Source organism: Oribacterium sinus (assembly GCF_963553175.1).
GTDB classification, from domain to species: domain Bacteria; phylum Bacillota; class Clostridia; order Lachnospirales; family Lachnospiraceae; genus Oribacterium; species Oribacterium sinus_B.
The window spans coordinates 1-18462 of record NZ_CAUVME010000043.1 but is presented as its reverse complement, the minus strand read 5'-3'; the positions used below and the strand labels follow the sequence as shown (position 1 = coordinate 18462).

The following is an 18462-nucleotide window of genomic DNA, read 5'->3' as shown; positions in this document are numbered from 1 at the left end:
GGCATCAAAATAAAGTTGTTTTATTTCTTCCAAATTTTTTGTATTCTCATCTATTATCTCAAATCTTATCATTATTCTCCTATCCGAAAACATGGCTTTTATTCTCCACCATATTTTTTCTTTATTGCTCCACATAGCGACATATGGATTCGTAAAAGTTTCATTTAAGAATTTTACTTCAATCTTTCTAAACTATTTTTCATTTCTTGACATGACAAATAAGTCTGTCTTTGACAGTTTTGAAGTAAATGGTAAATAACCTGTCCGTTCAAAAAAATCTGCCAGCTCTCAGGATAGCAGATTTTTCTTTACCTTACGAAGAAATTCTTCGGAGAAGCGGTTCAGGGGCATTGCATTAACATACTTATTTTTTCCTATAGAAATTTACATTACTATAAATTACTACCAAATTATTATGAACTTGCACTGCTATATCTTTTTAAGGCCAATCTATAGCATATTCTTGTTAACATAAAAAATACTAGCGACAATAAAACAATTTCTATTGTATCAATCATTCCTACTTTTCCTAATATTTTTTCAGCCGGAACATTTGAAACTGTTGCAAGCGGTATAATATAGATCATTAAAATTTTTATCATTCCCTTATAAATATTTTGAGGATACTCCAGAAATTTCAACGCACTTAAAAACAGTTCATGCATCACTCCAATTTTTATAAAAATAATTGATAGCAATTTCCTGCGTTCTCCTCTTATTTCACTGCCAAACCCCAACATATAACCTATGACCGGATACTGGTATCCTTTTCCAAGCTTTTCTTTGACTTGCCCCACCTGAAGAATATCTCCTCTAGCTTTTCTGCTTCAAATACAGGTATGTGCAATTTCTCCGTCACTTCATAAAGCTTTCTGGAACATCTCTTGGCAAGGATTTTTGCCAAATGATTTCCTCTCTTTATGCTCCAGTTATTGTGGTTATACTTCTTTCTTCTGGATATAATGCTCCAGATATGGTTTTCCATGGTTTCCATATTTTTATATACTATCCCTTCCGGACTCTTTGGCGTGGAAAGGACACGTTTATGGTATGGAACTAGTTCTTCTTTATTAATTTTTTTGAACGGACAGGTTATTTACCATTTTCAAAAAAATTTCTAAATACCATTAATCTGATTATTAGAATAACATTCAGAATAGTCGCTATAATAAGACCGGCTCCAACCCAAAGCAAATCTATCGCAAACCCTATAATGAAACATACGCTCCATTTCATAATTTGCTTACCATAAATGATGCATAGTTCTTTGCTTTTATTGGATATTTTTTCGTCAAGATCATGTCCGGTTAAATATCGAATAGCTCTACCGTTCGATCTAATAAATACGATACCTATAATCAAATAGAGCAAAACCATCATGAAATCGATACCTAAAAATACAAACATATTTATTACCTCTTTAGTATTCATAAATACAGATGTTTATGTCAAGCATTTACATCATATCGCTTCACGCTCCTATACTAATCTCTTGCTCTTCCGTCCGCCATGAAATCATCCGAAAACATATCTACTGCTTTCATAAACGAATCCCACTTGTTCTGTTTTGGAAGCAAAATAACAATATCCCCTATCTTATTCACCATTACCTCATCTGATGAAATTCGGCATTCCTTAGGAAGTCTAATTGCCTGACTTCCTCCATGTTTAAAAACCTTTGCAATCTTCATACAAATCACCGTCCCTTCTCTTGCAATATATACCGTTATATATCGCAATATAAACCAAGACAAGAAAATACGCTTCGGATTTTCTGCCAATTATATACAATAATGAATAATATTGAAACATCGCCAGCTTAGCAATAGTATCATTTTTTCGTATATAAAATAGCGGATGAGCTTAAGTTCATCCGCCATAAAGCATAATCTCTTCTTTAAATATTTCAACAATAAGCAAAATACTAATACAACTTCGCTCCTGCCGGAATATGGTTATCCACCATCAAGAGGTGCAACTCTTCCTCATCACTATCCTTCTTCTGATTAATGGCAGAAAGCAGTATACCGCAGGACTCTACTCCCATCATTGCTCTTGGGGGAAGATTAGTGAAGGCAATCAAGGTCTTTCCGATCAGATCTTCCGGCTCGTAATATGCATGAATTCCGGAAAGGATCGTTCTGTCGCTACCGCTTCCATCATCCAAGGTAAACTGTAAAAGCTTCTTACTCTTTAGAACGGCAAAGCAATCCTTTACCTTTACTGCTCGGAAGTCAGACTTGCTAAAAGTCTCGAAATCCACAGTTTCTTCAAACAATGGCTCGATTTTTACATTGCTGAAATCAATCTTATTGTTTGGCGTAAAGAAGCCGTTGTTGGCATTTCCTGCCTCACCCTCTTCTCCCTTCTTTCCCTCATCTTTCTTCTCTAAAGACTTCATCGTGGGGAAAACAAAACCTTAGGCAGTCTAAATCGTTATAAGTGATTATATCTATATTTTCAAAAACTCGATTTATGTCTCTGATTTTATAATTCTACGCTTATCTACATAAGTAGTCGCAAATCAGTCGTATACTGGTCACAAGACATATTATATTAAACTATTAATTGTTCTTTACTATGTTTACTGTTTCTTTCAAAAAACTCTTCGAAATTGATCAACTCGGATTTTATTAATTCCTTTGTTTCTTCAGCATATGTATCCATGGTGGTTTCAGCATCTGCATGTCCTAAAATCTCTTGCATTGCTTTTATGTTTACCCCGGCTTCGCACATTCTAGTGGTAAAAGTATGTCTCAAAGAATGGTTACTGAACTTCGGAAGAATGATTGCATCTTTCTGATTGATCTTATCAAGTATCTCAAAATTGCAATCTCTTATAATTCTCCTAAGTGCTCTTTTCCTTTTAGAAGTATTAACCTATCAATATATTCTCTTTTTAAAATTGAATTGTCTATTTCTATCCTCTCTTTACAATGTAAAAGCCACAGAAAACTGAATAGTTTAAACTTCCATAATTTCGGTTGCAGGTTTGAGGGTTTGTAATCCTTTTCCCACTAGCATCTACATTTGTAACTCTTGAATGTCCTCTTTTGTGTGACCAATACCCATTAGTATTAAGTACATAGCAATGGTAATCCCTATTTGGCGCAATGACTAACACAACTTTATACTCTCCTGAACCTGGACGTTCACTTGAGCTTGATCTTCTAATATAGCGTCCTCCACCTAAACGAGAACCATCACGCACAATAGCACTAAAGATACTTGTTCAGATAACGACTCAAAAGTTCGTCCTGATAGTTGACCAGGCTGTAATTTTCCTACAAAATTTTGAATTAAGTCCATTGAATAGGCATAACAATTAGCTTTCTTTATACGATTGCTATTATTCCACCAACTTGGATTATATACTGGTGCTCCTAATCTAAAAGGCACTATATCATCTATGTCTAATTCATCTAGTTCTGGTTCGGATACCGTAATATCTTCAGGATTGACAATCATCTTTTGTAGGTCTAGTGGCTCATAATTAATGCAATCTTGTTCATCCGGAGATAAAGAATTATACCAACCTAACCACTCTAATGTGTCTTCTGATAGTTCTTTTTGTTCAATAGCAACACCCTGATAATACAACGTATCATTCTCTAAGGCATAAGTATTAAATCCAACATTCAATGATAATAAACATATACTTAAGACCAGAGACATTATTTTAAAATATTTTTTCATCTTGTATTCCTCCTTGCTTAATAAAAATCTTCAAGTATATATTTTACTATTCTTTTATATTTCCAGTATAAAATATCGAAAAATACTTGATTATAGCAACATTCCAATACTAAACAAAATAATAATCTCCATTCTTGTATCTCAAATCTCCATTCTTGTATCTCATAGGATTTATCTTTTTCATAAAAATTGTACTCCTTTCCTTTCTTTAGGCTTTTTATCACTATAGGTATTTGCAAAATACTAAAATCAAATTAATATTTTTTGCTTATGTGCCTATAGTAAATTATCCATTCACTATTTATATATAGATTGATTTAGTAAGCTTTTGTAAGAACCTATTGCTACAAAAATGCAAAGAATCATCAATAAATACAAGATAGCCGTCTCTATACTTAGTAAAAACGTTAGAAAAGCAGTGCTAACCGATAATAGAAGACTAATAGGAAACAAGACAAGCTTAAATAGTATTCTCATAGGCAACTTCTTTTCTTTAATTAACTATCTATTCATCTACATTCGATTACTAAGTTAATAATAACACACGGGATGAAATTGCAAATCATCAATTCTTTTTTTATATAAAATGGCGGATGAAGTTAACTTCATCCGCCATAAAGCATAATCTCATCTTCAAAATAGTTCAACAATAAACAAAATACTAGTACAACTTCGCTCCTGCCGGGATATGGTTATCCACCATCAGCAAGTGCAATTCTTCCTCATCACTATCCTTCTTCTGGTTAATGGCGGAAAGTAACATTCCACAGGACTCTACCCCCATCATTGCTCTTGGAGGAAGATTGGTGATGGCAATCAAAGTCTTTCCAATCAGCTCTTCCGGCTCATAGTATGCATGAATACCGGAGAGAATGGTTCTGTCCGTACCGGTTCCGTCATCCAAGGTAAACTGTAAAAGCTTCTTAGACTTTGCTACCGGAACGCAGTCCTTTACCTTTACCGCACGGAAGTCGGACTTACTGAAAGTCTCAAAGTCAACCTGTTCTTCGAAGAGAGGTTCAATCTTCACGTTTGAAAAATCAATCTTTTCCGGAACGGTCGCAACTTGGTCGCAAATTCCGTTTCCATTACCCTTAGATGCCCTATTTCCCTCATCCTTCTTCTCTAAAGACTTCATCGTGGGGAAGAGAAGTACATCACGGATGGAAGCCGCATCGGTAAGAAGCATAACCAGACGGTCGATGCCGTAACCGATTCCTCCTGTTGGAGGCATTCCGATTTCCATTGCATGAAGGAAGTCTTCGTCGGTATGGTTTGCCTCTTCATCTCCCGCATCTGCCAAAGCATCCTGCGCCTTGAAACGCTCTCTCTGGTCGATAGGATCGTTTAGCTCGGAATAAGCATTTGCCATCTCTCTACCATAGATAAAGAGCTCGAAACGCTCTACCTTGGAAGGGTCGGAAGGCTTCTTCTTGGTAAGGGGAGAAATCTCCACCGGATGATCCATAATGAAGGTTGGCTGTACCAGCTTCTCCTCACAATATTCCTCGAAGAAGAGGTTTTCAATGTCTCCGATGCCATGGTGCTCTTCGTAGGCAATCTCTTTTTCCTTCGCCAGGGCTCTAGCCTCTTCCAAGGTCTTAATCTGATCAAAGTCAATGCCTGCATATTCCTTGATAGCCTCAGTCATGGTCAAGCGACGGAAAGGACTCTCCAAATCAATGGGAGTTCCCTGATAGCTGATATGCAGAGTACCGCAAACCTTTTCCGCAAGGTAACGGAACATGGACTCGGTCAGCTCCATCATTCCCTCGTAGTCTGTATAAGCCTGATACAGCTCCATTAAGGTGAATTCCGGATTATGTCTGGTGTCGATTCCCTCATTACGGAATACTCTTCCAATCTCATAAACTCTTTCCATACCGCCGATAATCAGACGCTTTAAGTAAAGCTCCAAGGAAATACGAAGCTTTACGTCTTCGTTTAAAGCATTGTAATGGGTTTCAAAGGGACGAGCTGCTGCACCGCCGGCATTTTCCACCAGCATCGGTGTCTCCACCTCCAAGAAATCTCTTCCTGCAAGGAAGTTACGGATTTCCCGAAGAATCTGAGAGCGCTTCATGAAAACGCTACGGCTGTCCTCATTCATAATCAGGTCTACATAACGCTGACGATAACGGGTGTCCGTATCGGTTAAGCCATGGAACTTCTCAGGAAGTGGGTACAGGGACTTGGAAAGCAGGGTAATCTTCTCTCCGTGAACGGAAATCTCTCCCATCTGGGTTTCGAAAACATAACCTCTAACTTCCACGATGTCTCCAAGATCCAGCTTCTTAAACTTCTTGTATTCCTCTTCTCCAAGGCTTTCCCGGCTTACATAAACCTGGATTCTGCCGTCTCTATCCTGCAAATGCATAAAGCTGGCCTTACCCATGACACGCTTGGAAAGAACACGTCCTGCAATCACGACCTGCTGATTCTCTAAGCTCTTGAAATTCTCTTTGATTTCAGTAGAATGATGGGTCTGTTCAGCCTTGGTGATTTCAAACGGATCTTCCTTAGCTGCCTGATACTCTGCCAACTTATCATATCTGGCCTTTAAAATGTGGTTCATGTCCACCGGTGCATTTCCCTTTTGCTTTTCCTGCTCTCCCATCCTTCTATCCTTTCTTTGCACTGTTCGATTATTGTTTCATTATATTTTGATTGAAATCTTCTCTAAGGCATACCTTCATCGAATGATGCTTCACTGAATGATTCTTCACTGAATCCTTTTTCACTGATTTATTCTTCGTTGGATCTCTCCACGGAAAGTACCTTATATTCCAAAACTCCCGCCTGAGTCTCTACCGTAACCTCATCTCCCACTTTGTGATGCAGTAAAGCCATACCTACGGGAGACTCGTTGGAAATCTTTCCCTGCAAGGAGTTTGCCTCTGTGGAACCTACAATCATGTATTCCACTTCTTCATCAAATTCCTTGTCAAACAGCTTAACCTTACATCCGATATTGATGGTGCCTTCTTCCGCATCATCCACTACTTCCGCATTCTTCAACAAAGCCTCGATGGCAACGATTCTTTCTTCGATTTCTCTCTGCTCATCCTTTGCTGCATCATACTCAGCGTTCTCAGACAAATCTCCCTGTTCCCGAGCTTCCTTAATCTTTTCTGCAATCTCTTGTCTCTTATTTACCTTTAAATTATGAAGTTCATTCTCCAACTTATTTAATCCTGCCCTGGTAAGGAGGTTTTTCTTTTCTTCAGCCACCTGATATCCTGCCCTTTCTCTAAAACTGCAATGACGGCTTCTGGAGATCCAGAAGCCGTTTCATCCAATGATTCGATGTAGTATTCTAGCAACGGAAGCTTGAGAAGTCAATGTTTTTCCGCTATAAATCCCTAACCATTTGGAATACCTTCTCCAAATCGTTCTCCGTATTCACCCTCTGTCTCCAGCGGGCTGCATTTTCCAAGCCTTCCATATACCAGGAAAGGTGCTTTCGCATTTCCAAAAGAGCCAGATGCTCCCCCTTAATCTCCACCATCAGCTTTAGGTGCCGTAGCATCATTTCCTTTCTTTCCGAAAGGCTCACCGGCGGAAGCTTCTTCCCTTCAGAGAGAAGGCTGACACAGGCTCGTATCAAAAAGGGATTCCCTTGGATTCCCCGAGCCAGCGCAATACCGTCTACCCCGGTGGAAAGGAGCATGGCCAGAGCATCCTCTTCTTGGAAAATGTCTCCGTTTCCAAAGACGGGAATCTTCACGGCTTCCTTGGCTTCCTTAATATATTGCCAATTGGCCTTTCCTCTATAATATTGCTCTCTGGTTCTGCCATGAATGGTCACGGAAGCCACCCCGGAGGCCTCCGCCATTTTCGCAAATTCCACCACATTGATGGCATCGTCTGTAAAGCCGATGCGAAACTTTACTGTAAGAGGTTTCTTCAAGGCTTTTGCCATGGTGCTTAAAACCTGTTCCGCTAATGGAAGGTTGGTCATTAAAGCTGAGCCCTCCTGATTCCGTACCACCTTAGGCACAGGACAGCCCATATTGACATCAATGCCGTCAAAGTCATCTTCGATTCGGCAGGCCATTTCCGCCATCAAGGCCGGATCCGAGCCAAAAAGCTGTGCCGATACAAGTCCCGGCTCTCCTTTGTGTTCCAGTAGGGAATCGGCATTTTGATTGCCATAGTAAATGGCTTTCGCCGACACCATTTCCGTAAAGGATAAACTTAAGCCCATTTTCTTACAAAGGATGCGGTAGGGTAGATCCGTCACCCCCGCCATGGGAGCCATCAGTATGTTTCCCGGAAGCTTACAGTCCTTTAAGGAAATCGGCCGAAAGAGGTTTTCTCCCCCCTCTTCTTCCCTCTTTTCCAAGGCCTCCTCATAGGAAAAGTCGGATATTCCGTGACTTTTCACGATTTCTTCTATTTTTTCTTTTTCAACAAAATATTCGATACTGTCCTTCTTTCTACTCTAAAGCAATGCATAGACTCCTCTTACTTTTTCTCTATATTTTGAAGCATTGCATCGACTTCTCTTACTTCTTCTCCAGATTCTGCAATCCTGCATAATACTCTTCCAGCTTGGAAAAGAGCTCCTTATAGTCCTTTTGAATCTGCTTCTTCTTTAGCTCTGCCCCTATCGGGTCATAAAGATAGTCCGTCTCCTCTGCAATGCTGATAAGCTCCAGCCTTCCTTCTTCTCCGAATTGCATCAGAAACACGCCGCCGATTTCCTCCGTATAAGTAACGGTTATTTTTTGCAGACTTTCCTGCACCTCTTTGGGCAGGAGGGAAAAGCGGGGATTGAAAAAATACTGTTCTCTATAGGAATTGGCCCCGCAGAGCACCTTCTCTTCTTCTCTTTTTAACGCTTCCTGATTCATTGCTTTTTCGTCCATCGTTTTGCTCCTTTCGGATTTTTTGCCTGTCCCATCATAACATAAAATTAGATAGTGCACACTACGCGAGGGATAATCATTAAGAATAAAATGAGACAATGCACACTGCACGGCAATACTCGTAAAAAAAATAGAGGGAATGAATTCGAAATTTCTTCCGACTTCTTCCCTCTTATTCTAAAGATTTCCTCTTATCTTACCAGAAGCTGAGCAATACGATACTGCTCCTCAGGAATATCCTTCTTCATGCGCAGTGCTTCCTGGATATCATAATCCACGAACTCACCCTTCTTATATGCCACAAGACGGTTGGACTTTCCTGCCAAAAGCAGCTCCACCGCCTTAGCACCCATAATAGAAGCATAATAACGGTCCTTACAGGTTGGAGATCCGCCTCTCTGCATGTGTCCTAAAATGGTAGCTCGGGTTTCGATACCGGTTGCCGCCTCGATTCTCATTGCCATGGAGGAAGAATGTCCGATTCCCTCCGCATTGATAATGATGTAATGCTTCTTTCCTCTTTTTCTGCTTTCAATAATACGGTTAATGATGGCCTGCTCATCTCCATCATACTTCTCCGGCAAAAGAATTTCTTCCGCACCATTTGCCACACCGCACCAAAGAGCGATATAGCCTGCGTGTCTTCCCATTACCTCGATAATGGAGCAGCGCTCGTGGGAGGTAGAAGTGTCTCGAATCTTATCAATAGCCTGCATAGCGGTATTGATAGAAGTATCAAAGCCGATGGTGTAATCTGTGCAGGCAATATCCAAGTCAATGGTTCCGGGAACGCCGATGGTGTTAATGCCTAAAGCGGACAGCTTTCCGGCTCCCATGAAGGAACCGTCTCCTCCGATAACCACGATGCCGTCAATACCGTGCTTCTTACAAATCTCCGCACCTCTCTTCTGGCCTTCAGGAGTAGTAAACTCCTTACATCTTGCGGTGTACAGCACGGTACCGCCTCGACTGACAATATCGGAAACAGAGTGGCTGTCCAATTCTTTGATTTCTTCCTCTAAAAGTCCTGCGTAGCCACGCATAACACCCTTAACCTTTAAGCCATTGTGAATCGCGGTTCTTACCACGGAACGAATCGCCGCATTCATTCCGGGAGCATCTCCTCCGGAAGTCAAAACACCAATTGTTTTTACTGCTTTCCCTGCCATAACTGCCTCCAATCTACCTTACTGTTTTTATTTTATTCTTTACCGTTTCTCTATACCGGTCTTACCACCTGTTCCGCCATGTATTTATTTCTGAACAAGTACATTATATTACTCTATCCTTAAGCATTTTTCAAGGATTTTAGCTGTTCTTTCACATTTTCCGGACCTACAATTTTTGCAAGATTTTCCAGCAATTCTTGGGAAGATTGTACAGCATAAAGCTTCCCTAAGCGTTTTATAGCCTTTTCTTTCCTAAGGTAAATGGCCACGGTACTTTCGCCTCCCTCTTGAGACAGGCATTCCAAAACTTCCTTTTCCTTCTCCAGATAGGCCTCTTTGTCGGAAAATTGCAACCAAATTTCTTTCGGCAAATTTTCAAAAGCTATAATTTTTTCCGCAATCAATTTTCCGTTGGCTTCATCGCTCATTTGCACTCTGCCGTAGACAAATACCTTTCTGTCCTCCTGAATCAGCTCCTCTGTAAGCTCGTAGGTCTTCGGGAAAACCACCACTTCCATGGAGCCGGTATTGTCTTCCAGAGTCACAAAGGCCATCATATCATTTTTCTTGGTAATCCGCCTGTTAATGCCGGTAATCATTCCTCCTACGGTACAATGCTCATCGTCCACAAGATTCTTCTCTTCCTCTATCGCTTCCAAGGAGAAGTCTCTGGCTCTTCTGCTGCAAAGCTGCTTTAGAAGGGCTCTGTCACTGTCCAGAGGATGTCCGGAAAGATATACACCTAAGGCATCCTTTTCATTTCGCAGAAGCTCAGCCTTGGGAAATTCTTCCAAATCCGGAAAAATCAGCTCAAATTCCTGTCTTTCCTCCGCTTCTTCTCCCAAAAGGTCCAAAAGGCTCATCTGCCCCGCAATCTGGTCCTTCTTTCCCTTCTGTAAATCCTCCAAAACCTCCGGAAGCATCACCAGCTTTTCCCTTCTGTTTCCTTCCAGATTGTCAAAGGCTCCTGCATGGATAAAGGACTCCATGGCTCTTCTGTTAATGCCTCTTTGACTTAGTCGCTGTACCAAATCTTCAAAGTTTCTAAAGGGTCCGTTCTTTCGTTCCAGAATAATCTGTTCTGCGGCGGATCTTCCTACGCCCTTTACCGCGGAAAGGCCGTATCGAATCTTTCCATCCTTTACGGAGAAGCCCACCTCCGCCAGTTGAATATCCGGCGGCAGAATCTCTATGCCCTGTTCCCTGGCCACTTCGATATACTCAGCGGTTTTCACCGTGTTATCCATAAAGGAGCTCATGGTGGCGGCATAAAATTCCGGAGCATAGTAATACTTTAAATAGGCGGTTTGATAGGAAAGCAGGGCATAACTTACCGCATGGGACTTGTTAAAGGCATACTTGGCAAAGTCAATCATCTTGTCATAAATCCGATTGGCTACCTCTTCCGAAATTCCCTTGGAAATACAGCCTGCAATCCCCTCCTTCTCATTGCCATAGACGAAGCTCTGCCTTGCCTCCTCCATAACGGAGGTCTTCTTCTTGGACATGGCTCTTCGCAGTAGATCCGAGCCACCCATGGTAAAACCGGCCAGGTCTCGCACAATCTGCATAACCTGCTCCTGATACACGATTACCCCATAGGTGTTTTTCAGGATGGATTCCATTTCCTTACAATCATAGTGTACGGTAGCAGGATTTTTCTTTCCCGCAATGTAGTCCGGAATAAAGTCCATGGGGCCCGGTCGATACAGAGCTACTCCCGCAATAATGTCATCCAGACAGGAGGGCTGTAATCGTTTCATAAAGTTTACCATCCCCGCAGATTCCAGCTGGAACACACCGGCACAATCCCCTTTGGAAAGCATGGCGTAAACCTTGGCATCATCATAGGGAAGGCTGTCCAAATCCAGCTTCACCCCGTGATTTTCCTCTATAAAACGGAGGGCATCCTGAATTACCGTCAGGGTTCGAAGCCCTAAAAAGTCCATCTTTAATAGCCCCAGCTCCTCTATGGTGGTCATGGTAAACTGGGTGGTAATGGAACCGTCGGAACCTCTGGACAGAGGCACATAGTCGGAAACCGGACTTCCGGCAATCACCACTCCTGCTGCATGCATGGAGCTGTGCCGAGGAAGTCCCTCCAAGCGAAGACACATGTCAATCATTTGCTTGGTTTCCTCTTCCGTATCATAAAGATTTTTCAATTCCTTACTGACACTTAAAGCCTTTTCCAAGGTCATATTTAATTCGTTTGGCACCAGCTTTGCCAGCTGGTCACATTTGGCATAGGGAATGTCCAATACTCTTCCCACATCTCGGATTACCCCTCTTGCCGCCAGGGTTCCGAAGGTGATAATCTGGCTGACCTGCTCTTTTCCGTACTTCTTTCCCACATAGTCAATGACTTCCTGCCGTCTTTCGTATTCAAAGTCCACATCGATATCCGGCATGGTTACACGTTCCGGATTTAAGAATCGCTCGAAAAGCAACTGATGCTCCATGGGGTCAACATCCGTAATCCCTATAGCATAGGCCACAATGGAGCCTGCTGCAGAGCCTCTTCCCGGCCCCACCGCTATACTGTGGGTTTTGGCAAAATGAATATAGTCCCAAACCACCAAAAAATAGTCCACAAAGCCCATATCGGAAATGGTATTTAACTCATAGTAGAGCCTGTCTTTATTTTCCTGACAGCTCTCGCCATAGCGTTTCTCCAGCCCCTTAAGACAAAGCTCCTCCAAATAGCTGTAGGCGGTATAGCCCTCCGGCACAGGATATTTCGGCAAATGATATTCCCCGAAAGTAATATTCACCTGACAACGCTTGGCAATCTTTGCGGTGTTTTCCAGAGCTTCCTTGGCATAAGGGAAAAGCTCCTCCATCTCCTCTTCGCTTTTGATATAGAACTGCCCCCCGGGATAGCGCATTCTATCCTCGTCCATCAGTTTTTTTCCGGTCTGTAAACAAAGCAGGATGTCATGGGCCTTGGCATCCTCCTTATAAGTGTAGTGAATATCATTGGTTACCACCAGGGGAATCCCGGTTTCTTCATGCAAACGAAGCATGCCCTGATTCACCAGCTTCTGCTCCGCATAGCCGTGATCCTGCATTTCCAGGAAGAAATTCCCCTTTCCGAAAATGCCTTCATAGCGGAGTGCCGCCTGCTTTGCTTCCTCATACTGGGAAAGCCGCAGATTTCTGGATACCTCTCCCGCAAGGCAGGCGGACAGGGCAATGATTCCCTCATGGTACTTTTCCAAAACCTCATAGTCCACCCTGGGCTTATAGTAATAGCCCTCGGTAAAGCCCAGAGACACCAGCTTCATCAGGTTATGATAGCCTGTGTCATTTTCCGCAAGAAGCACCAGATGATAGTATCTTGCCTCTCCCTTTTGGATAAAACGCTCCTCCATGGAACGACTCAAATAGATTTCCGAACCCAGAATCGGATGAATCCCCTGTTTCTTCGCCTCTTTATAAAAGTCAATGACACCGTACATAACCCCATGGTCTGTAAGGGCAATGGAGTCCATCCCAAGCTCCTTTACCCTGGCAATCATCTCCGGAATCTTTCCGGAGCCGTCCAACAAACTATAGCTGCTATGTACATGTAAGTGTGTAAATGCCATTTTCTATCCTTCTATCTGCAAGACCTTCGCCCTAAACCCTTTATCCTAACCTCTATACTGTACAGGCTAATTTCCGTATTGCCTAGTCTTTTTGTATAGAAAAAGGAGCCCGTTTCCGAGCTCCTCTGTTTAAATCGCTTCTCCAAGAAGATATCCGCTGATTGCTGAAATCGCATCCTCTTCATCTTCTCCCTCTGCAGATACATATAGCTCTGCGCCGTTATTAATGCCGAGTGCCATCATCCCCATAATGGATTTTGCATTTACCCTTCTGCTTCCCTCCGTCATATAGATGCTGGATTGAAAGCGACTGGCAATCTGTACGAGCATCGCCACCGGATGATCATCTGTTTTGTTTGATAAGTTAACGGTTACATTACTGTCTTTCATGGTCTGTGCCTCCCTGGTGCATTTGAGCTCCCTAAACGCAGAGTGTCCTCACTCCATCCTCAGTTCCAAAGCTGTCTGTCTAAATTGTCTTGAAAATGCAGGCCTAACCAATGTACCTTTGCGAGGAAAGCTCCTCTTTTGCATATTTTATTTTTTTTAATCCTATTTCTTATGCGTAGCGGATTGTTCCTCCCGAAGTTCTTTTGCAATTCTGGCCAATTTACGCAGGCGATGATTCACCCCGCTCTTTCCTATAGGGGGCTCTAATCCCTGTGCAAGCTCCTCCAAAGAAGCATCCGGATATTGCAAACGACGCTTTGCCACCTCTTGCAGGGCCTTCTCCAGTTGATCCAGTCCTAAGACTTCCTCGATGTATTGAATTTCTTCCTGCTGCTTTAAACTGGCTTTCACGGTGCGATTAATGTTGGCGGCTTCAAAGTTTACGCGCCGGTTAACATTTTCGCTGACTTCCTTTAAAATGCGGGCATTCTCCAATTCCATCAAGGCATCCACTGCCCCTAAGAGCTTTAAAACATCTGCGATTTCCGAAGCATCCTTTAGGTATACCATCCGGTTTTTGCCTCTTTTTCCCTGCTTTGGATGTAGAGAATAATGCCGTAGAATTTCTTCTACTTCTCTGCCCTCCTCTTCTTCGGAAAAAACAAATTCCAAATGATATTCTTTTTGGGGATTAGTCAAAGAAGCGTTGGAAAGAAAAATCTGTCGCAGTTTTTCCCTTCTTCCCTTCTCATCATCTGCCCTAATTTTAAAGGTTTTTTCCAATGCTGTAAAGTCTATTCTCCTAAGCTCCTCCTTCACTTTCCGGGAAAAAGAAGCTTTTTTCGCTTGTTTTTCTTCTGCCATCACTTTTGTCTCTTGGTAATTTTCTACGCTGTTTTTCGTTATTTTTTCTATTTTTTATGAGGTTTTTATATTTTTTAGGACTTATATCATTTCTTTATATCCCTATGTTCCAGTCGAATCCCATAATCCGCATGTTCCTTTAGGGATTGATACAATTTTTCCGCCATAGTGACGGAACGGTGCTTTCCTCCGGTGCAGGCCAGTCCCAATACCAGCTGATTTTTCCCTTCCGCTACATAAAGAGGAAGGAGGAATTGAAACAAATCCACCAGCTTATCTAAAAAGATTTGGGCATTTCCATCCTGAAACACAAAATCCTGGACTTCCTTTTCCTCCCCGGTATGATTCCGTAAATTGGGATCGTAATATGGGTTTGGCAGAAATCGAAGATCAAAAAGTAAGTCCAAGTCCTCCGGCATCCCATATTTAAAGCCGAAAGAAAGAATGGACAGCTGAAGATTTTGATACTTTTTCTCCTCCTGCACAATCTCCTTTAACTGCTGCCGAAGATTTTTCGTTAAAAGTCTGGAGGTATCGATAATCAAATCCGCCTTTTTCCGAAGAAAGGCCATCTTTTCTCTTTCCCTTGCAATTCCGTCCTGAATGCGGCCTTCCTTTGCCAAAGGATGGCTTCGTCTGCTTTCCTTATATCGCTGAATCAGTACTTCATCCCCGGCATCCAGGAAAAGAATACGAAAGGGCACCTTCTTTTCTTCCCGCCAGTTTTCAATAATCTTTTCCAGTTCCGAAAGCTCTTTTCCGTTTCTGCTGTCGATTCCTAAAGCTGTCCTCTGTTCATTTTCCCTGCTGGAAAGTAAAAGTTCCAAAAATGAATTCATAAGCCCGATGGGCAGGTTATCGATGCAGTTAAAACCGAAGTCCTCCAAATGCTTCAGACAAACAGTTTTTCCCGCCCCGCTCATACCGGTTACAATTAAAATTTCCCCCACAGCTTTACCTCTGTTTCTAAACGCACTCCCTGCTTTTCTTCCACGATTCGAATTACTTCCCTGATCAGTCGGTAAATCTCTTTGGCATCGGCATCCCCCAGGTTCACTACAAAGCCGCAATGCTTTTCGGACACCGCCGCTCTTCCCATTTGAAAGCCCCTTAAGCCGCTGACTTCAATAAGGCGGGAAGCATAGTCTCCCTCCGGCCTTTTAAAGGTGGAGCCTGCTGAAGGCATATCCAAAGGCTGTTTTTCCTCTCTTCGTCTTTGAAAATCCTGCATTTTTTCCCGGATTTCCGCAGGATTCCCTTTTTCCAAAAGAAAGCTTGCTTTTAAACAAATATCATTTTCCGAAAGGCAGGAATGTCTATAGGAAAACTCCATTTCGGAAAGCTCTTTCTTTTGAAGCTCTCCCTTCTCATTTAAGAGGAGTCCCTGATAAAAGAAATCCTTGATTTCTCCTCCATAGGCTCCGGCATTCATTTTCACCGCTCCTCCAAGGGTTCCGGGAATGCCGGAAAGGGGTTCAAAGCCGGTGTATCCTGCTTCCATGGCAACCTCCGCCATTTTCTTTAAGGTGCATCCGGCCTCTGCTTCCAAAAGCCCCCGGCCATTCTCCTGCACTTTTATACTGCAAGAAGATAAATTATCCTTTAATAAAATAACGGCTTCTTCCACGCCTTCGTCGGAAACCAAGAGATTGGAGCCGTTCCCCAAAATCAGATAGGGGCGGCCCTCCTTGTATAATTCCTGTACCAGCTCCTGTACTTCTTCTACGGTAAAGGGAATATAAAAGTCCTTTGCCTTTCCGCCAACCTTAAAGCTGGTATAGTCCTTTAAGCTCTGTTCCGTTCTATGCTCCATCCTGCTCTCTTTCCTCTAAAAATCTTCCGCTTCCTGTTTTTTCATGTTGGCAGTCACTCGCTCATACAGCACCTGTGCCGCATTGTATCCCATCTTCTTGGCTCTGTTATTAATGGCGGCACACTCTACAATGATAGCTACATTTCTTCCCGGACGAATGGGGATATCATAGCTGATAATATTGTTGCCTAAAAATTCTATATAGTTATCCTTTAATCCAAGACGATCATAGTCCTTTTCCTTGGACCACTCCGCCAAATTAATGACCATATTCAGCGTCTGGGTATCCTTTACCGATTCCACACCGAACATCTGCTTTACGTCGATAATGCCGATTCCACGAAGCTCAATAAAGTGCTTGGTAATATCCGGTGCCGTTCCCACTAGGGACTCATCGGAAACCTTTCTTAATTCCACCACATCATCACTGACCAGACGGTGTCCTCTTTTAATCAGCTCCAAAGCAGCCTCCGACTTACCGATTCCGCTGTCCCCCATGATGAGGACACCCTCTCCGTACACATCCACCAATACGCCGTGGACGGTAATCATTGGCGCCATCTTCACCTTTAACCAACGGATAATTTCTCCCTCCAGCTCCGTAGTAGGTCTCGGGCTGGATAAGAGAGGAATTCCGGCCTCCTGGCAGGCGGAAATCATACAGGAATCCGGTTCAATGTCTCTGGCATAAATAATACAGGGGATAGGATACTTGGTAATCTCATTATATCTTGCCCTTCTCTCCGGTCTTTCCATCCGCATCAAATACGCCGTTTCCACATTTCCGATAATCTGCACGCGCTCGGAATCAAACTGGGCAAAAAAACCGGCAAGCTGTAAAGCAGGACGGTTTACATCCGGAATCGTCATGTAAATCTGATCCGTATCTATTTCCGGAGTGAGATTCTTTAAATTCTCTTTTTTAATTAACTCCGATACACTCACCTTTTCCGCACTTTTCATGAAAACCTCCTGCTTTAGGGGGATGCACTGTCCCGCTGTTTTTCTATCTTTTGCAGTATAGGTTTTTCAGGCTAAAATTGCAATCCCAAAGAAGCTATGCTACACTTCAAAAACAGTCTTAATAAATAAAATGTTCCGGGCGTTTATACGCCATTATTTTAGAAGCAATAGTTCATCAGAAGATAAAAACGATAAAAAGATAAAGAATATACCGGGGAAAGGAGACGAAGGGCGAAAATGGAGAAGGACAAGGCAATCGGTATTTTTGATTCCGGTCTTGGCGGGCTTAGTGTCTTGAAAAAGCTTAAGCAGGAGCTCCCCGGAGAAAACTTTATTTTCTACGGAGACCAAAAGCATGCCCCCTATGGAGAAAAATCGGAGGAAGAAGTGCGTTCTCTTTCTCTCTCCGCCTATCGCTTTCTACAGGAAAAAGGAGTAAAAGCTACTGTTATCGCCTGTAATACCGCCACCTCCGCAGCTGCCCCCTATCTTCGGGAGCTGTTTCCGGAGGACATCATTATCGGTATGGAGCCTGCGGTAAAGCCTGCAGTAGAAGCATTACAGGATGAAGCCGAACCGGGTAATACGAAAAAAAAGATTCTGATTATGGCTACAGAGCATACCCTTAAAGGAGAGCGTCTCCACCAGCTGATTTCCCGTTTTGGAGATCCTTCCCAATTTCTTCTCCTCCCCTCTCCCGGTATCGTCCGCCTCCTAGAGGCAGGGAAGGGAGACAGTCCGGAAATGAAAGACTATCTTTCTCAGCTTTTACTCCCCTATAGGAATGAAGCCGTTTCGTCTATTGTGTTGGGTTGCACCCATTTTCCCTTTGTAAAGGAACAGATTCAAAGCGCCCTGCCCTATCCTGTTCGATTCTTTGACGGAGCAGAGGGTACTGCAAAGGAAACCCGGCACCGTTTGGATGAGCGAGGTCTTTTGAAGGAGGAAATGCAAAAGGGTCAGGTAGAGCTTTTCAGCAGTAACGAAGACAGCTCTTTGATGGAGGCCTTTTACCGGAAGAATTGCCTTCCTTTTTCTTAAAAAAAATTTTTGCTAAATTGAAAAAGTAAATTCCAGTGCAGAAGTAAATTCTACCGAGCTTAAAA

General features: G+C 42.6%; 17 protein-coding genes and 2 pseudogenes. 1 reads left to right on the top strand and 18 read right to left on the bottom strand.

Annotated features, from left to right (window positions below):
• Nucleotides 1-413: 413 nt before the first annotated feature.
• The 18 genes and pseudogenes from RYO92_RS09760 to hprK all read right to left on the bottom strand — a co-directional run bounded on the left by RYO92_RS09760 (nt 414) and on the right by hprK (nt 17356).
• Complete coding sequence (locus RYO92_RS09760; RefSeq protein WP_315370262.1) at nt 414-665, bottom strand: ABC-2 family transporter protein; 252 nt, start codon at nt 663-665, stop codon at nt 414-416.
• Between the two features lie 12 nt (nt 666-677).
• Nucleotides 678-1072 (bottom strand): annotated as a pseudogene (locus RYO92_RS09755) (ISLre2 family transposase); the annotation flags it as partial.
• Nucleotides 1073-1092: 20 nt separating this feature from the next.
• Nucleotides 1093-1407 (bottom strand): hypothetical protein, encoded by a 315-nt coding sequence (locus tag RYO92_RS09750; RefSeq protein ID WP_315370261.1) that lies wholly within the window; start codon nt 1405-1407, stop codon nt 1093-1095.
• 77 nt (nt 1408-1484) lie between these two features.
• On the bottom strand, nt 1485-1691 hold the full coding sequence (gene vapB, locus RYO92_RS09745) for a type II toxin-antitoxin system antitoxin VapB (RefSeq protein ID WP_315370260.1): 207 nt from the start codon (nt 1689-1691) through the stop codon (nt 1485-1487).
• Between the two features lie 233 nt (nt 1692-1924).
• Nucleotides 1925-2413, bottom strand: a pseudogene (locus tag RYO92_RS09740) (lysine--tRNA ligase); the annotation flags it as partial.
• A 143-nt stretch (nt 2414-2556) separates the two neighbouring features.
• On the bottom strand, nt 2557-2808 hold the full coding sequence (locus tag RYO92_RS09735) for a tyrosine-type recombinase/integrase (RefSeq protein ID WP_331648896.1): 252 nt from the start codon (nt 2806-2808) through the stop codon (nt 2557-2559).
• A 381-nt stretch (nt 2809-3189) separates the two neighbouring features.
• Nucleotides 3190-3696 (bottom strand): hypothetical protein, encoded by a 507-nt coding sequence (locus RYO92_RS09730; RefSeq protein ID WP_315370259.1) that lies wholly within the window; start codon nt 3694-3696, stop codon nt 3190-3192.
• A 661-nt stretch (nt 3697-4357) separates the two neighbouring features.
• Nucleotides 4358-6313, bottom strand: coding sequence for a lysine--tRNA ligase (gene lysS, locus RYO92_RS09725; RefSeq protein ID WP_315370258.1), 1956 nt, complete (start codon nt 6311-6313; stop codon nt 4358-4360).
• Between the two features lie 128 nt (nt 6314-6441).
• A complete protein-coding gene (gene greA, locus RYO92_RS09720; RefSeq protein WP_315370257.1) occupies nt 6442-6927 on the bottom strand; it encodes a transcription elongation factor GreA in 486 nt (161 codons plus the stop codon).
• Nucleotides 6928-7048: 121 nt separating this feature from the next.
• A complete protein-coding gene (gene dusB, locus RYO92_RS09715) occupies nt 7049-8083 on the bottom strand; it encodes a tRNA dihydrouridine synthase DusB (RefSeq protein ID WP_315370256.1) in 1035 nt (344 codons plus the stop codon).
• Nucleotides 8084-8204: 121 nt separating this feature from the next.
• On the bottom strand, nt 8205-8567 hold the full coding sequence (locus RYO92_RS09710) for a DUF6145 family protein (protein WP_308578759.1): 363 nt from the start codon (nt 8565-8567) through the stop codon (nt 8205-8207).
• Between the two features lie 191 nt (nt 8568-8758).
• Nucleotides 8759-9736: a 6-phosphofructokinase gene (gene pfkA, locus RYO92_RS09705; RefSeq protein ID WP_308578760.1), complete on the bottom strand. Its 978-nt coding sequence runs from the start codon at nt 9734-9736 to the stop codon at nt 8759-8761.
• A 119-nt stretch (nt 9737-9855) separates the two neighbouring features.
• Nucleotides 9856-13326 carry a DNA polymerase III subunit alpha gene (locus tag RYO92_RS09700; protein WP_315370255.1) on the bottom strand — a complete coding sequence of 1157 codons (3471 nt, stop codon included), beginning with the start codon at nt 13324-13326 and terminating at the stop codon, nt 9856-9858.
• Between the two features lie 129 nt (nt 13327-13455).
• Entirely contained in the window at nt 13456-13716 is a 261-nt protein-coding gene (locus RYO92_RS09695) for an HPr family phosphocarrier protein (protein WP_314667313.1), read from the bottom strand.
• Nucleotides 13717-13878: 162 nt separating this feature from the next.
• The gene (gene whiA, locus RYO92_RS09690; RefSeq protein WP_314667309.1) at nt 13879-14580 is read right to left on the bottom strand and encodes a DNA-binding protein WhiA; all 702 of its coding nucleotides are present in this window, start codon (nt 14578-14580) and stop codon (nt 13879-13881) included.
• An 86-nt stretch (nt 14581-14666) separates the two neighbouring features.
• On the bottom strand, nt 14667-15530 hold the full coding sequence (rapZ, locus tag RYO92_RS09685) for an RNase adapter RapZ (protein ID WP_330606940.1): 864 nt from the start codon (nt 15528-15530) through the stop codon (nt 14667-14669).
• Nucleotides 15515-16393 (bottom strand): UDP-N-acetylmuramate dehydrogenase, encoded by an 879-nt coding sequence (gene murB, locus RYO92_RS09680; RefSeq protein WP_315365655.1) that lies wholly within the window; start codon nt 16391-16393, stop codon nt 15515-15517. Before murB ends, rapZ begins: the two co-directional genes overlap by 16 nt.
• A gap of 15 nt (nt 16394-16408) precedes the next feature.
• Nucleotides 16409-17356 (bottom strand): HPr(Ser) kinase/phosphatase, encoded by a 948-nt coding sequence (gene hprK, locus RYO92_RS09675; RefSeq protein ID WP_040648658.1) that lies wholly within the window; start codon nt 17354-17356, stop codon nt 16409-16411.
• Between the two features lie 237 nt (nt 17357-17593).
• Between hprK and murI the strand changes: the two genes are divergently transcribed.
• The gene (gene murI, locus RYO92_RS09670; RefSeq protein WP_315370254.1) at nt 17594-18397 is read left to right on the top strand and encodes a glutamate racemase; all 804 of its coding nucleotides are present in this window, start codon (nt 17594-17596) and stop codon (nt 18395-18397) included.
• The last annotated feature ends 65 nt before the right edge of the window (nt 18398-18462 follow it).

Coding starts and splice junctions, on each gene's coding strand:
- RYO92_RS09760 (WP_315370262.1), bottom strand. CDS start 665: ATGCATGAACTGTTTTTAAGTGCGTTGAAATTTCTGGAGTATCCTCAA.
- RYO92_RS09750 (WP_315370261.1), bottom strand. CDS start 1,407: ATGTTTGTATTTTTAGGTATCGATTTCATGATGGTTTTGCTCTATTTG.
- vapB (WP_315370260.1), bottom strand. CDS start 1,691: ATGAAGATTGCAAAGGTTTTTAAACATGGAGGAAGTCAGGCAATTAGA.
- RYO92_RS09730 (WP_315370259.1), bottom strand. CDS start 3,696: ATGAAAAAATATTTTAAAATAATGTCTCTGGTCTTAAGTATATGTTTA.
- lysS (WP_315370258.1), bottom strand. CDS start 6,313: ATGGGAGAGCAGGAAAAGCAAAAGGGAAATGCACCGGTGGACATGAAC.
- RYO92_RS09710 (WP_308578759.1), bottom strand. CDS start 8,567: ATGGACGAAAAAGCAATGAATCAGGAAGCGTTAAAAAGAGAAGAAGAG.
- pfkA (WP_308578760.1), bottom strand. CDS start 9,736: ATGGCAGGGAAAGCAGTAAAAACAATTGGTGTTTTGACTTCCGGAGGA.
- RYO92_RS09700 (WP_315370255.1), bottom strand. CDS start 13,326: ATGGCATTTACACACTTACATGTACATAGCAGCTATAGTTTGTTGGAC.
- RYO92_RS09695 (WP_314667313.1), bottom strand. CDS start 13,716: ATGAAAGACAGTAATGTAACCGTTAACTTATCAAACAAAACAGATGAT.
- whiA (WP_314667309.1), bottom strand. CDS start 14,580: ATGGCAGAAGAAAAACAAGCGAAAAAAGCTTCTTTTTCCCGGAAAGTG.
- murB (WP_315365655.1), bottom strand. CDS start 16,393: ATGGAGCATAGAACGGAACAGAGCTTAAAGGACTATACCAGCTTTAAG.
- hprK (WP_040648658.1), bottom strand. CDS start 17,356: ATGAAAAGTGCGGAAAAGGTGAGTGTATCGGAGTTAATTAAAAAAGAG.
- murI (WP_315370254.1), top strand. CDS start 17,594: ATGGAGAAGGACAAGGCAATCGGTATTTTTGATTCCGGTCTTGGCGGG.